Annotated in this window: 13 protein-coding genes and 1 pseudogene; 6 read left to right on the top strand and 8 right to left on the bottom strand. The window is 44.4% G+C overall.

Features of this window, described 5'->3' with window-relative positions; translation table 11 throughout:
• The first annotated feature begins 126 nt into the window (after positions 1 to 126).
• Positions 127 to 1,011 (top strand): DMT family transporter, encoded by an 885-nt coding sequence (locus SB724_RS17820; RefSeq protein ID WP_410572182.1) that lies wholly within the window; start codon positions 127 to 129, stop codon positions 1,009 to 1,011.
• A 77-nt stretch (positions 1,012 to 1,088) separates the two neighbouring features.
• On the opposite strand, the gene SB724_RS17815 is transcribed toward SB724_RS17820, so the two are convergent.
• Positions 1,089 to 1,667, bottom strand: a complete 579-nt coding sequence (locus tag SB724_RS17815) for a TetR/AcrR family transcriptional regulator (RefSeq protein ID WP_326353274.1) — start codon at positions 1,665 to 1,667, stop codon at positions 1,089 to 1,091.
• Between the two features lie 260 nt (positions 1,668 to 1,927).
• On the opposite strand from SB724_RS17815, the gene SB724_RS17810 reads away from it, so the two are divergent.
• Together SB724_RS17810 and SB724_RS17805 are read left to right on the top strand one after the other, a co-directional pair.
• On the top strand, positions 1,928 to 3,118 hold the full coding sequence (locus tag SB724_RS17810; protein WP_410572180.1) for an MFS transporter: 1,191 nt from the start codon (positions 1,928 to 1,930) through the stop codon (positions 3,116 to 3,118).
• Between the two features lie 214 nt (positions 3,119 to 3,332).
• A complete protein-coding gene (locus SB724_RS17805) occupies positions 3,333 to 3,701 on the top strand; it encodes a hypothetical protein (protein ID WP_410572178.1) in 369 nt (122 codons plus the stop codon).
• A 42-nt stretch (positions 3,702 to 3,743) separates the two neighbouring features.
• Here the strand turns inward: SB724_RS17805 and SB724_RS17800 are convergent, their stop codons facing one another.
• Positions 3,744 to 4,364, bottom strand: coding sequence for an FMN-binding negative transcriptional regulator (locus SB724_RS17800; RefSeq protein WP_061861897.1), 621 nt, complete (start codon positions 4,362 to 4,364; stop codon positions 3,744 to 3,746).
• A 118-nt stretch (positions 4,365 to 4,482) separates the two neighbouring features.
• Here SB724_RS17800 and pdxR point away from each other — a divergent pair, with 118 nt between their 5' ends.
• Positions 4,483 to 5,865 (top strand): MocR-like pyridoxine biosynthesis transcription factor PdxR, encoded by a 1,383-nt coding sequence (pdxR, locus tag SB724_RS17795; protein WP_410572176.1) that lies wholly within the window; start codon positions 4,483 to 4,485, stop codon positions 5,863 to 5,865.
• Between the two features lie 30 nt (positions 5,866 to 5,895).
• Here pdxR and SB724_RS17790 read toward each other — a convergent pair whose 3' ends face one another.
• Together SB724_RS17790 and SB724_RS17785 are read right to left on the bottom strand one after the other, a co-directional pair.
• A complete protein-coding gene (locus SB724_RS17790) occupies positions 5,896 to 7,185 on the bottom strand; it encodes a Na+/H+ antiporter NhaC family protein (RefSeq protein ID WP_410572174.1) in 1,290 nt (429 codons plus the stop codon).
• A gap of 223 nt (positions 7,186 to 7,408) precedes the next feature.
• The gene (locus SB724_RS17785) at positions 7,409 to 7,813 is read right to left on the bottom strand and encodes a MerR family transcriptional regulator (protein ID WP_007409338.1); all 405 of its coding nucleotides are present in this window, start codon (positions 7,811 to 7,813) and stop codon (positions 7,409 to 7,411) included.
• Positions 7,814 to 7,972: 159 nt separating this feature from the next.
• Here SB724_RS17785 and SB724_RS17780 point away from each other — a divergent pair, with 159 nt between their 5' ends.
• The gene (locus SB724_RS17780) at positions 7,973 to 9,022 is read left to right on the top strand and encodes an NAD(P)-dependent alcohol dehydrogenase (protein ID WP_410572171.1); all 1,050 of its coding nucleotides are present in this window, start codon (positions 7,973 to 7,975) and stop codon (positions 9,020 to 9,022) included.
• A gap of 59 nt (positions 9,023 to 9,081) precedes the next feature.
• On the opposite strand, the gene SB724_RS17775 is transcribed toward SB724_RS17780, so the two are convergent.
• The 3 genes from SB724_RS17775 to SB724_RS17765 all read right to left on the bottom strand — a co-directional run bounded on the left by SB724_RS17775 (position 9,082) and on the right by SB724_RS17765 (position 11,519).
• Positions 9,082 to 10,044 carry an arsenic resistance protein gene (locus SB724_RS17775; protein ID WP_410572169.1) on the bottom strand — a complete coding sequence of 321 codons (963 nt, stop codon included), beginning with the start codon at positions 10,042 to 10,044 and terminating at the stop codon, positions 9,082 to 9,084.
• Positions 10,045 to 10,158: 114 nt separating this feature from the next.
• On the bottom strand, positions 10,159 to 10,542 hold the full coding sequence (locus SB724_RS17770) for a hypothetical protein (protein ID WP_108654910.1): 384 nt from the start codon (positions 10,540 to 10,542) through the stop codon (positions 10,159 to 10,161).
• A gap of 434 nt (positions 10,543 to 10,976) precedes the next feature.
• The gene (locus SB724_RS17765) at positions 10,977 to 11,519 is read right to left on the bottom strand and encodes a cupin domain-containing protein (RefSeq protein WP_038457061.1); all 543 of its coding nucleotides are present in this window, start codon (positions 11,517 to 11,519) and stop codon (positions 10,977 to 10,979) included.
• Positions 11,520 to 11,991: 472 nt separating this feature from the next.
• Here SB724_RS17765 and SB724_RS17760 point away from each other — a divergent pair, with 472 nt between their 5' ends.
• Positions 11,992 to 12,624, top strand: a complete 633-nt coding sequence (locus SB724_RS17760) for a hypothetical protein (protein WP_038461219.1) — start codon at positions 11,992 to 11,994, stop codon at positions 12,622 to 12,624.
• A gap of 98 nt (positions 12,625 to 12,722) precedes the next feature.
• Here the strand turns inward: SB724_RS17760 and SB724_RS17755 are convergent.
• A pseudogene (locus SB724_RS17755) lies at positions 12,723 to 13,760 on the bottom strand (flavin-containing monooxygenase).
• Position 13,761 lies beyond the last annotated feature (1 nt).

The following is a 13,761-nucleotide window of genomic DNA, read 5'->3' as shown; positions in this document are numbered from 1 at the left end:
TTTTACTCCCTCCAAACTGGCATTCTTCTTTTTATAAAAACTGGCCATTTGTATAAGGCCAATTTCAGTTTATAGTCATTATAAACTTTGAAAATGGGTTTAGAAATATCTATTGGAGTGATTGGAATGAATAAAGCCGCAAACGGCTGGATTAACGGATTTATCGGCGTGCTCATTTTCAGCGGCTCGCTTCCTGCGACCCGCTTGGCTGTAGCGGACTTTGACCCGGTATTTCTCACCGTATGCCGCGCCGCGATAGCCGGTATATTGGCAGGCGCTCTGCTCCTTATTTTTCAGGAGAAACGCCCTGCCAAAAGCGACATCATTTCACTAATAACAGTAGCGCTCGGCGTCGTGATCGGTTTCCCGCTGCTTACAGCCTTAGCGCTTCAGCATGTCACATCCGCTCATGCCATTGTCTACATCGGGCTTCTTCCGCTTGCGACGGCGATCTTCGGCGTCCTGCGCGGAGGCGAACGGCCCAGGCCGGTCTTTTGGATTTTCTCGGCTGCCGGCAGCATCCTCGTAGCCGGATATGCTCTGCTGCAAGGAGGAGAATCCTCTCCGCTCGGTGATACGTACATGATCGCTTCGATTATCGTGTGCGGTCTCGGTTATGCCGAAGGCGCCCGCCTCTCCCGGCAGCTTGGCAACTGGCAGGTGATCTCTTGGGCACTCGTTTTATCGCTTCCCCTTATGTTCATCCTGTCTTTCTGCTTCATGCCGGACTCATGGTCAAACATCGGCGCGCCCGCACTGCTCAGTCTTGCATATGTCTCAATATTCAGCATGCTGATCGGCTTCGTATTCTGGTATCGCGGACTCGCCCAGGGAGGCATCGCCGCGGTCGGACAGCTGCAGCTTCTGCAGCCTTTCTTCGGACTGTTACTGGCCGCCATGATTCTCGATGAAAAAGCAGGATGGGAACTTGCGGCGGTGAATGCCGGCGTTATCGCTTGCGTGGCGGCCGCCCGGCGGTTCGCAAATCAATCAGAAAAGGCCGAACAATGAACTTGTTCGGCCTTTTCATTATGTTCCGCCCATAGGCAGCAAAAGTCTGCGTCTCTTTCACATGATCCGGATATTTTTCAGGCAGGCTGAACTCCCTTAAACGCACTCATCACCAGATCATGCACATAAGAATCATTCACCTCATCACCTGTGATCAACAGGCGATAGAAAATCGGTCCGTAAATGAGATCGATGCTAACGTCAATATCAAGATTCTCTCTTAATTCACCTTTTTGAATTCCCTTTTCCAGAAGGCCTTTCGCTTGGAGGCGGCGGGGCTGGAAAAATCGCGTGCGATATTCTTCCGCCAATTTTGCATCCAGCTGCCCCGCACCGATTAATTCCTTAATAACGGTTCCTTCCCGGCTCGTCAAAAATCTTGCTAAATTCGTGGCGTGGGTCAATATATCTTGCACTGTTGATCCTGTATCGGGCACAGGCAGTCTGTCCGTAGCGGTCGAAAGAAAGCTGTCCATGATAACGGCAGCCTTGTTTGACCACCATTTATAAATCGTTGCCTTACTCACTTTGGCACGCTCAGCAATTTTATCGACTGTCACCGCGTCAAAGCCATTTTCCAACAATAGGTTATACGCTGCAGAAAGAATTGCCTTATGTGTTCCTTCATCGCGCGGCCGTCCTCGTTTACTCTGCACATGAATCATTCCTTCCCGAATTATAAACGATACGTTCAGTATACTTAACCTGTATAAAAAAAGAAAACAGAAACCCATTTACAAAACTGAACGTTTAGTATATCATTTGCTTATAACAAAAAACTAAACGTTTAGTTTACAAAATAACTTGAGTGAAGTCTTGATGAAACACAGACTCCAAAAGCCTCTGCGTAAAGGAGATGAATCAGCAAATCATTTATCAAGCATTATAAAAACCACTTAAAAAGGAGTTCATTCATATGGCTAAAGAAACCAAACAAACAGCAGATCAGGGAATTTCACCTGGTTTAACCCTTCTTCTCGCAACGGCATGCGGTATCATTGTCGCTAATCTTTATTATGCACAGCCCTTGGCAGGATTCATTAGTGCGGCAATCGGGCTTTCTCCAAGCAGCGCCGGATTGATTGTCACGCTGACTCAAATCGGATACGTTGCCGGCTTACTGTTTCTCGTCCCTTTGGGAGACATTATCGAAAACAAAAAACTTGTCGTTGTATCGCTCCTTCTAAGCGCAGCCGCTTTGACACTGACAGCATTTGCAAAGCATGGAACACTGTTTTTAGCCGCTGCGTTTTTCATCGGACTGGGATCAATTGCAGCCCAAGTGCTAGTTCCGTTCGCATCATACCTTGCGCCAGACGCCGCACGCGGCCGGGTTGTCGGCAATGTGATGAGCGGCCTGCTGCTCGGTATTATGCTTTCCCGTCCGATATCCAGTCTGGTCGCTGATATATGGGGGTGGAATGCCATATTTGCTTTATCCGCCGCGTTAAGTGTTGTCCTGGCAATCGTCTTATCAAAAGTGCTTCCTGCCAGAAAACCAACAGCAAACACAAGCTACACCGTCTTACTCGGTTCAATGTGGAAGCTGCTGCGCACAACTCCGGTCCTACGCCGCCGTGCCATTTATCATGCGTTTGTATTTGGAGCTTTCAGCTTGTTCTGGACGACTGTACCTTTATTATTGTCCGGCCCTGCTTTTCATTTTTCTCAAAAGGCAATCGCACTGTATGCATTAGCGGGCATTGCGGGTGCAGCGGCTGCACCGATAGGCGGCCGTCTGGCTGATCGCGGCTTGACCCGGCTTGCCACCGGAATCGCTCTCGGTGTTGTCATCGCTTCTTTATTACTCCCGCTCATGATTCAGAGCAGCTCCCCTGTCGGAATAGCAGTTCTGGTGGCCGCAGCTATCCTGTTGGATATGGGGGTATCTGCCAATCTCGTACTCAGTCAGCGTGCCATTTTTTCGTTGGCACCTGAATTTCGCAGCCGATTAAACGGATTATTTATGGCAATCTTCTTTCTGGGCGGTGCTATAGGATCATCAATCGGAGGATGGGCATACGCCTCAGGCGGGTGGAGTATCACATTATGGATTGGAATCGCTTTTCCGGTCATAGCATTGCTTTATTTCACCACGGAGAAATAAGCCTTTCACCAAAAATAAGCCGTCAGGGCCAAGCTGACAGCTTTTTTTGGTGTATTCTTCTTTACATCCATCCGAACAAAAAATCCGGATTCATGAAAAGATGATATTGATTCTTTACGCCCCGCTCATATAGCCGGACTTCCAATTCTTTCAGCAGCGGTAAAACCATGTCATAATATGTTAAGAAATAATTGCGCCATAGGCAGGTGAACACATGAAGAAGTATTTATATAAACACCTTTTGTTAGCTCTCGTTTCGTCCGTTTGCTTTTTATTAGTCTTTTACGTGAGTTTAAAAATGACACAAGAGGACACACCGCCGTTGTCTTCTTACCCGTTTTACCTTTTTATTTATCTGTACATAGCAGCCGGATATTTGACGGTCGGCCTTGTTTTAGCTTGTATGACTGATATCTTGAAGAACCGTTGGACATTCAATAAACTGTCTACCATTCTATTGAAACTTATCGTTTACTTACTCATACCATATGCTATTTTTCATTCTTTCTTCATTTTAATGGCGCCGTTGATTTATGTGCTGTTTGAGTCGTTATTCATCCCTGAGAAAAGCTTCATAACCTGAAAAAACATACCGCATGCTGCCGGTATGTTTTTAATATGCTTGTCAGTTGTTCGCAGTGATCCGTTTGATGTTTTCTTCCATCAAGCCGGAAATGAGCTGTTCGTTTGTATGAGGAATCTGTTTGAGCTGTTGTACGACCAGCCCTTGTCTTGCGGCTGAATGATTTTGACTCAGCTTTGCTTTCCCCTCTATTTTGCTGATTTTGATTTTAAACCCTTTTACCCCTTTGTTCATGCCTGCCAGCAATTTCGCATCGACATCCTCTAATTTGTACGGGCTGTCGGGGCTTTCGTATTTCAATACGAGATCACTCATCGACTGCACGGTTTCTTCCTCATCCAAAAGCTCCGCCTCTCCGTAAACATGAACCGCCACATAATTCCAAGTGGGTACAGCCTGATTCGTCTCATACCATTTAGGCGAGATATAACAATGAGGCCCTTGAAAAACGGCTAACACGTTTTGGCCATCAATCTCTTTCCATTGGGGGTTCGGCAATGCAAAATGACCGTATAAGCATTCGTTATCCTTACTCATCATCAATGGCAGGTGGGTTGCATACGGCATGCCTTCCGCCGTTGAAAACAATGCTGCGAAACCATACTCTTTGATTACATCGCACGCTTCAGCTTCACTCAGCTGAAATGGAGCCGGAATATACATACAAAACTCTCCTCTCTGAACATGGATTGATAAAGCTCTTTCCGCTATAATAAGATATCAACTGACATTTAAAAAGGTGCAGTTTTCAATAAATATACATGTCAGAGGAGAACATCTGATGAAAAATATGATTTTCGCTTTCGGGAGCGACACCCCGAAATACAAACAAATTTACGAGCAATTTAAAACATTGATTGAGCAGGGAAATATTCAGGCAGATGAGCGGCTGCCTTCGATTCGGGAACTGGCAGATTCCCTGCGGGTAAGCCGTAATACAACGCTGATGGCTTATGATCTCCTTTTAGCGGAGGGATACATTCGCGGAGAAACACGCAAAGGTTATTTTGCAAATGAAGTAGAACCCTCTTTATTTCAAAAAGAAAACGATGTTGTTTACGCTGAAAAATCCGAATCAACTCAGCCGGTTCTGATTGATTTTCGCGCCGGAGCCGTCGATCAAAAGCATTTTCCTCTGAAAACATGGAGAAAATTATACAATCAAGTTTTGACATCAGAGAAAAGCTTTCTGTACGGTGAACCGTTCGGCGAGAGAGACCTGCGTGAACAAATTGCCGCTTATCTCTTGGAATCCCGCGGAGTGAAAACAGATGCGGATTCCATTATCATCGGCAGCAGCACCCAGCAGATGCTGATATATCTCAGCCGGATTCTGAAAGAGGATTTTTCGGGAATGATCGTTGAAGACCCGGGATTTGATGGTGCCAGAGCGGCATTTCAATTTCACGGGCTATCTCTGGAAACGATGCCTGTCTATGAAAACGGAGCTGATTTTTCTCAATTACATGCAATGAAAGAAAAATTAATCTATGTGACCCCATCCCATCACAGCCCTTACGGCGTAAGCATGTCCATTCAGCAGCGCCAAACTCTGATCAATTGGGTGAATCATAGAGAGGGTTATATTCTTGAGGATGATTATGACAGTGAATTCCGTTATACACAGCAGCCGTTTCCCGCTCTTGCTTCCATTCAATCAGACCGGGTGATTTATTTAGGGAATTTCTCAAAATCCTTTCTTCCTGGCATCCGCATAAGCTATATGGTTTTGCCGCATCGCCTTTTGCACCGGTATAAAAAACGGTTTATTCATTTCGAAAGCACCGCTTCTTCGCTTAACCAGCTGACCATGGCTGAATTGATGAAGGCCGGTGAATGGACCCGCCATATTAAGCGCATGCGCATTGTTTACAGGCGAAAAATGCAGCACTTGATTTCACATGTAAAGCAGCAGTTCGGCGATCATGTGACGATCATCGGCGAGCAGTCGGGATTGTATATATTGGTGAGAGTTCACCTGAATTATACAGAAGAAACATTAATCGAACGCGCTTTTCAGTACGGAGTGAAGGTATATCCTACCGCCGTTTATTTCGTTGCCGAAAAACCCGAACCGCCGATCATAAAGCTAGGTTTCGCCCATCTCGATACGGATCAGATCACACAGGGCGTACAGCTTTTGAGAAATGCTTGGCTGTCATGAAAGAAAAAAGGCGCCGAACGGCGCCTTTTTTTATTTCGTATTTCTTGTGAATTTCGGCAGTCCAAATATGATGGCGGCGATGCCGCAGATTCCGATTAAAACGGGATAGAAAGAGTATGGCAGGATGCTGACTGGTGAAATATTCCCGAATTTCCCGGCTGATAACAGCTGCGCGCCGTAAGGAATCAATCCTTGTATCATACACGAAAAGATATCCAGAATACTTGCCGATTTTCTGTTGTCGATGTTGAATTTATCAGCGATATTCTTTGCAATCGGCCCGGCTGCGATAATCGAGATCGTATTATTGGCCGCAGCCAGATTCGTCACGCTGACCAGTCCGGCAATGCCGGCTTCGGCTCCTTTTTTCGAACGGATTCGTTTCGTGATGAACTCCAGTAAAAAGTCGATCCCGCCGTTTTGTTTCATCACGCCGACCATCCCGCCGATCAGCATGGACAGGATGATCAGATCGCTCATTCCGGCAATTCCATCCGTAATCGCCTTAAAATAAGAATCAAACGTCAGGCTGCCGCACGCTAACCCTATGATTCCCGTCAAAATCAATCCGCCGAATATGACAGCCATCACATTAATACCGATTAACGAAAAAACCAACACGGCGATATAAGGAAGCACCTTAATCCAGCTGTAAGATGCAGTTCCCGTATGGACGGCGTGGCCTGCCGGAATAAAAAATAAGATAATAACAGTCACAATGGCAGCGGGCAAAACAATCAGAAAGTTCGTTTTGAATTTATCCCTCATTTGTGTTTTTTGCGTCCGGACTGCCGCAATGGTCGTATCGGAAATAAAAGAAAGATTATCTCCGAACATAGCTCCGCCGACCACAGCCGCAATCGGAATCGCGGCGGAGATGCCAAGCTCGCCGCTCAAACCCGCGCTGATCGGCGCAACCGCCGCAATCGTGCCCATTGATGTTCCCATCGATATAGAAATAAAACAAGCAATGATAAACAGCCCCGGCAGCAAAAACTGCTGCGGAATAAAGCTCAAAGCAAGATTGACAGTTGAATGCACCGCCCCCATCGCTTCAGCCGCTGAAGCAAAGGCACCTGCCAATATAAAAATCATAACCATAATGATAATATCAGGATGTCCCGCACCGGAAGCGAACCATTCTATTTTTTGATTGAGCGATTTCTTCCGGTTAGATAACAGCGCAAAAACTGACGCAATGATCGCGGCAATCAAGATCGGCAATTTATAAAAATCTCCGGTCACCAGACCAGAGCCGACAAAAAGCCCTACGAATAAGACTAAAGGCAATAACGCCCAAGGGTTCTTTTTATTGTTCATCTGGGTAAACCACCTCTTTTCAGCATTAAAGTCGCTAATCACAGTCTAAGCAACATTTCACACTTTAAAAGTCTGCAGTAAAAAAGTCAAGCTGAAAAAAGGATAAGTAATGATTGATAAGATAGAAAAAGCTGTTTTGTTTCCTCTCTTTAAAAAATAAAAAAACCAAGGCTCGTTTCCCTTGGTACATTTCATGCGGCCCGGCGTCCGGGACACCTTCTCTTCATTCAGAAATACATTCAGCTTTCAATCTGTTTTTAAGTTTCGCTTCATTTTCAAGGATATCTTCGTAATCCTCAATCTTCCTGTTTAATCGTTTTATGGTTTCATCAATTTCCCTCTGTTTTTCCGTCAGCCTTTTCCTTTCATTTATCAGGATGTTTTTTCGGGGTTCGATCGTATGATCGGCTCCTTCAATAAATAAAGCGGTATATTCAATCAGCGCCTCAATCGACAGCCCGGCACTTCTCATGCATTTTATAAATTGAATCCAATTCACATCATCTTCGTCATAATCGCGGATGCCGCTTTCATCGCGTTTTACCGGAGGAATCAGTCCTATACTTTCATAATACCTAAGCGTCGCGGCTGATAACTCAACCTGCTTTGCAGCCTGCGCAATCTTCATATTCTTACCACCCGTCCTTCATACCTTTCATAAGCGTGCCATTATAGAATATCATTTCATAAAAAAATAAACCAAACTCCTTGACTTAAAGTCCGCTTTAACATTTAAAGTAAAATCGAACAGAGGATTCATCACTTTATCTTGGAAAGGAAGATAACCATGTGTAATAATCATCCGACTCGTGTATTAAGCGCTCCGCATGCAAAAGCTAAATTTGAACGGACGACGATTGAGAGAAGAGCATTACGGCCGCACGATATCCTGATTGATATTAAGTACAGCGGGATTTGTCACTCAGACATCCACAGTGCATTCGATGAATGGGGCGGCGGAATCTTTCCGATGGTTCCCGGGCACGAAATTGCCGGAGTTGTGGAAGCCGTGGGTGAAGAAGTCACCACATTTGCCGTCGGCGACCGTGTGGGTGTCGGCTGTTTTGTAGACTCCTGCGGGGAATGTGAATACTGCCTTAACGGAGACGAACAATATTGCACAAAAGGCGTTGTTCAAACTTATAACAACCTGGACTACGACGGAAACCCTACGTACGGCGGCTACAGCCAAAAAATAGTTGTCACTGACAGATTCGTTGTCCGGATTCCGGATCAGCTGGATTTGGATGCTGCCAGCCCGCTATTGTGCGCGGGCATTACCACGTATTCTCCGCTGAAACACTGGAATGCCGGCCCCGGCAAAAAAGTGGCGATTGTCGGAATGGGCGGGCTCGGACATTTAGCCGTTCAATTCGCGCACGCTTTAGGCGCAGAGGTCACCGTCCTCAGCCGCTCAATGAACAAAAAAGACGAGGCGCTTGAATTTGGAGCCGATCACTACTTTGCAACAAGCGATCCGGATACATTTACTGAGCTGGCCGGACGTTTTGATCTTATTTTAAATACAGTATCCGCGAACCTTGACGTAGATGCCTACTTATCTCTGCTTCGAATTGACGGTACATTGGTAAATGTGGGAGCGCCAGCTAAGCCGGACTCATACAGTGTGTTCTCCTTAATCACGGGCCGCCGCAGCATTGCGGGTTCACTCGTCGGCGGTATTCCGCAGACTCAGGAGATGCTTGATTTTGCCGCCGAGCACGGCATTGCTCCTAAAATTGAAGTGATACCCGCCAATCAAGTCGACGAAGCGTACGAACGGGTTCTCCAAAGCGATGTCCGCTACCGTTTCGTTATTGATATTGCAACTTTATAATTCTCATAAAAAAACATACCAATATCTATTGGTATGTTTTTTTATGTTCAGATTATTTTTTATTTCAGCAGCCAGCCGGGCACCACTTTTATATAAACCAATTCGCCTATCAATTCAACGATCGTCTGTGTGACGATAACAGCGGCGGCTAATGAGGCCCAAGCATCCGGCAAGGCCAGTGCTAACGGAAGGACTGCGAGAGAATTTCTTGTGCCCGTGCTGAAGATCAATGCTCTTCCTTCGCCTGTATCCAGACGGAACGCATTTGCGATAAACCGGGAAACGAACGGCATAATGAGCAGGAATAACAAATAGATTGGGATCACACGTATAATGATGTCAGCATCACTGATGACCTTGCCGATTTGTGTGGCGACGACCGCCAGTAAGACCAGAGCCATAAAAGGAACAGGCAGCCATGCCGTCCACTCTAACACCTTTTCTCCCGCCGGCTTCTTATCAGCCCATAATTGAGTTATCACCGCCGCCAGCAGCGGCACTGCTATTAACAATAAGAATGCTTCCAGAAACGGTCCCGCATGAACAGCCCCTATCACTTCTTTCCCGATAAACAGCCACAGGTATAACGGAAGCAATACCATCTGAACGGCGAACAAAACCGGCGTGGAAGCCAGTATTAATCTCTCATTTCCTTTGCCGAGCTGAGTAAAGACGATGACGTAATCAATACAAGGTGTAAGCAATACCAAACAAACCCCTAATAATATAGGAGGAGATTGAGGAAAAATGGCGGTTAACACCCATACAACGACAGGTACAGCTAAGAAATTACCGATCAGTAAAGCCGCCATAAACTTGAGGTTTGACATGGCTTCCCTCAGCTTCAAGAATGGGATTTGGGCAAACATGGCATACATGAGAACAGCGATAAGCGGTGATATCGTCCATCCCCAGCGAAGTCCTGAATCTTTCCCGGCGATCCCCGCTATTCCTCCGATCACAAGAGTCACACCATATATCCAAATTTGCTGTTTTTCTAATGTCTCTCTGGTTATTTTCATTGGCTGACACCTCTTCCCCGCTCATTATACCTTCTTTTCTTCCGGAATTAAAAAACACCAAGGGTCTGTGACACTTGGTGTTTTTGGAACGCGGGTTATTGTTGTCAAAACCGCTTATGAAAGTTTACTTGTGTTCTCTGTCCTGCCAACGAATAAGGTGGCCGCAACACTGGCTGAACTGACCAAAGTTCCCAGGACGGCAGCAAGAATTGTCAAAAAGCCATTGGGAATCAGAAATCCAATCGGAATGAGCCCCGCAAACGTGAGGACGATAAAACATTGATAGACTCCGGATATGATTCTCACAACCAAACTGCCAAAAAAGGACATGACGAATGGAGGAATGAACAAACATAAGATGATCCCGAGTGAGATCAATAAAATCATAGGCTCGTCAAAGGAAATGACACGATCGCCGGGAGACTCTTCAGCAGCCGCGAATACAGCAAATATAGACATTATCAGCGTAAGAAAAACAAGAAAAAACCTTTTCAGCAACGTTATGACTCCTTTTTTATAAAACGGGTATCTTTTTTTCAATCATAATAACCATTTTATGTTATCAAATGAAATAATATGAAGTCAATTGATGAATGAATCATAATAAAGCGTGTCATTTTCTTCCGCGAAGCCGTATCAGCAAATGGTTTGAAGAGAAACAGAAACCTTTACATTACATCCCCTTATCAGGATAAAAAAGGAATTCACTGCAAATGTCCTGCGGATTGTTTATTTTCACTGACTGCCAATCAATTAAAATGGTCAGACAAAAACCACATTTGCTGTTGAAAAGTTGTGGAATAAAGCATCGCATCAACTGCACTATGACAAGCTGAAACGTTAATATTTTGTGTTTCAGCCATTTCATCATGCTGTCCCAATACCATTTTTTCTATAGTCTTTGCAGCAGCAAAGTCCTCTGGAATCCTATACTAATCTTCCGCAGCCGCTGCATCGGCCTTTGTCACATGAACTGTACCAAACGGATGGTTGGGAGGAGCATAAATTGAATATAGTTTTAACGGCGTATTACCCGTATTAATAACATTGTGCCAAGTGCCGGCAGGGACAACAATGGCATAATCATCATAGACATTTCTTCGGAAACTTAAATTATTTTTACTCTTGCCCATTTTAACTATCCCTCGGCCTTGCTCAATCCGTAAGAATTGATCTACGTGAGGATGGATCTCCAAACCGATATCTTCTCCAATACCAAGACTCATCAAAGTAATTTGAAAATGCTCTCCTGTCCATAGGGCCGTACGGAACGTATTGTTTTGTTTTGCGGCTTTATTGATATTCACGACAAATGGTTTTGGTCCATAATCTTTCAAGAGAAGGTTTCTATCTTCGTATGAAGGACGCAAATCACCATAGTTATTTGGAACAGTCCAATAAACAGATCTTCCATCGCTATACATCGGTACATTCACACAATAATAACATTGATGCGAAAAAGGTATATAATACATTTTTCATCCCCGCAATTTTAAATTTTTGTGATATTATCCTATGCTTTTTGTAATGAGAGTGTGCCACACTAAGAAATTCCCTTGTTCAGCCTAAAAGACTTAAGTTAGCAGAAACGTTTTGGCCACAAAATCCGTTTGCATAAAAAGTACCAAAGGTCTGTAACTCGTGATAACACTGTTGCAACCGAGAAACTTGAACCTGCCCGGGGTATGCACTCACCAGTCCGACAACCAGAGATAGTGTGTTTTCTGGCTTGTTATTTGAGCTATTTCGACTTTTGCTTGAAAGAATTAAATTAGAGAGTCTGAACGAGGAGTAAAGCACGCGCTCCATGTGAATCCATTTAGTTCAAACTGAATATGCGCGGACTAAAATAGTTGCACTGATGGATAACTTAGGCACATGCCCTTATCAAAAACAATCTGGGTGCATATCCTGCTCCTAAAAGTCATTCATAAAGGGAGTTTAGATATGTATTATTATTATCCGTATTATGTATATGATTACAGACAGCAGCCTGATTTAAGTCAGGCAAATCATAAAATGCGAAGCCATTTATCTGCGATTCAACAAATTCCAATACACTCATCCTCCTTTCAACAATCAATGGCTGCGGTAGTGAAACACTTGCAGGCTGTCAGCAGAGCACTCGCTCTGGGATGCGGTATGAGTTCAGAATTCAGATTTCTTCCAGACACTTGGGGATTACGAGAACTTCATACTGTACACGCAAAATATCTTACTCCGTTGAGCTATCACGTTTATTCCGCTTTAGGCGCAGCAGAGCTTCTCGCCTCCGGACAAGGCCGGGCTCCTCATTTTCCTCTTATGGTTGGCTGCATGAATTCAATACTTCGTCTATGGTCAAACTTCCCCGCAGCGATAGCAGACCTGCGAAGAGCAGCCGGTCACCAATACGCGTCATCTGTAGACGAGGCGGAAAATCTCCTAAGACCAATGGTTCCAGCCACACAACAGGCATTATCCATCAGTCAATCTGCAGTGAGTCCGGCTATTTGGCAGGCTTCCTTACGTGCCGCGCAGTTAGCTCGGGAAGTACGTCAGAATGTTGCACAATCAATGAGTCAGGGATCTTCTTATTAATTAAGCCAAAAGATTTTTTCGGCTTTTCACAGTCACATAACCGGACTTATTCAACACAAAAAAGAGCAGTAAACACGTAAGTTACTGCTCTCCTCAGTCTATCCACCATTCATTTGTTTTACAATGTATTCAGCATCATTTCCTACACCTTGAAGCAGCGCTGAACCTCGCCTATGCTGCCAAGGCAAACCAATAAAGTACAATCCTTCCACAGCTGAAACACCCCGGTGATGTATAATTCGGCCTTCCTTATCCAAAACACCTTCTATTTTCATCCAACAAAGCGGATTCTTAAAACCAGTTGCCCAAATGATATTGTTTACTTCTAATGAAGATGAGTCTTTAAAAATGATTTCATTTTGCTTTCCAGCTATGACTCTTTGTTTTAAGATGATCTTCTTCTGTCTTATTGCATGTTTTAATTCATACCCAAATATGGGGTCGCCTTTCTTTTGAATGAACTTGCCTAATATTGATGTATGACTTGCATGTAAAACTCCTAATTTATCAAACCACCAAAAGATGCTTCTTTTTCCAATCCATAAAGGGAAATAAACCGGTTTATTACTGCAAGCCAAATATGTAACTCTTTCTTTGGATAATTCAACAGCTATCTGAGCCCCGCTATTCCCGCCGCCGACGACCAGTACATTCCCAGGCGCCAGTTGTTTTGAATGTTTATATTATGAAGAATGTAATTGATGAATATGATCGGCTACATCCCTTGATATTGATGGAATGTTAGGGGTATGAAAAGGACCTGCGGCCATCACAAGATTCTTCGTTTGATATTCTTCCCGGTTTGTTTTTATTAAGAAATAGTTCTTTAATTTTTGGACACTTATTACTTCTGTCCGTAATTGGATTGGGATTTCAAATCTTTCAACATATTTTTTCAGATAAGCAGCAATTTCATTTTTTGAAGGGAGTCCATGCTTGTCTCCTTCAAGCTGCATTCCAGGCAAAGAGCTGTACATTCGAGAAGTAAATAAAACCAATGAATCATACCGGTTTTTCCAGCTTTCTCCCACTTCATGACTTTTATCCAAAATGATAAACTTTTGTTTTGACTTCTTTAGATAATATCCTACTGAGATTCCTGCCTGACCAGCTCCGATTACTATTCTGTCGTACATA

This window comes from Bacillus sp. SIMBA_031 (genome assembly GCF_046535225.1).
GTDB lineage: Bacteria > Bacillota > Bacilli > Bacillales > Bacillaceae > Bacillus > Bacillus velezensis.
The sequence above is the reverse complement of the archived record's forward strand: the minus strand, read 5'-3'. Positions and strand labels throughout refer to the sequence as shown.

Excerpts from the sequence above, each read along its gene's own strand:
- SB724_RS17820 (WP_410572182.1), top strand. The coding sequence starts at position 127 with ATGAATAAAGCCGCAAACGGCTGGATTAACGGATTTATCGGCGTGCTC.
- SB724_RS17810 (WP_410572180.1), top strand. The coding sequence starts at position 1,928 with ATGGCTAAAGAAACCAAACAAACAGCAGATCAGGGAATTTCACCTGGT.
- SB724_RS17805 (WP_410572178.1), top strand. The coding sequence starts at position 3,333 with ATGAAGAAGTATTTATATAAACACCTTTTGTTAGCTCTCGTTTCGTCC.
- SB724_RS17800 (WP_061861897.1), bottom strand. The coding sequence starts at position 4,364 with ATGTATATTCCGGCTCCATTTCAGCTGAGTGAAGCTGAAGCGTGCGAT.
- pdxR (WP_410572176.1), top strand. The coding sequence starts at position 4,483 with ATGAAAAATATGATTTTCGCTTTCGGGAGCGACACCCCGAAATACAAA.
- SB724_RS17790 (WP_410572174.1), bottom strand. The coding sequence starts at position 7,185 with ATGAACAATAAAAAGAACCCTTGGGCGTTATTGCCTTTAGTCTTATTC.
- SB724_RS17785 (WP_007409338.1), bottom strand. The coding sequence starts at position 7,813 with ATGAAGATTGCGCAGGCTGCAAAGCAGGTTGAGTTATCAGCCGCGACG.
- SB724_RS17780 (WP_410572171.1), top strand. The coding sequence starts at position 7,973 with ATGTGTAATAATCATCCGACTCGTGTATTAAGCGCTCCGCATGCAAAA.
- SB724_RS17775 (WP_410572169.1), bottom strand. The coding sequence starts at position 10,044 with ATGAAAATAACCAGAGAGACATTAGAAAAACAGCAAATTTGGATATAT.
- SB724_RS17765 (WP_038457061.1), bottom strand. The coding sequence starts at position 11,519 with ATGTATTATATACCTTTTTCGCATCAATGTTATTATTGTGTGAATGTA.
- SB724_RS17760 (WP_038461219.1), top strand. The coding sequence starts at position 11,992 with ATGTATTATTATTATCCGTATTATGTATATGATTACAGACAGCAGCCT.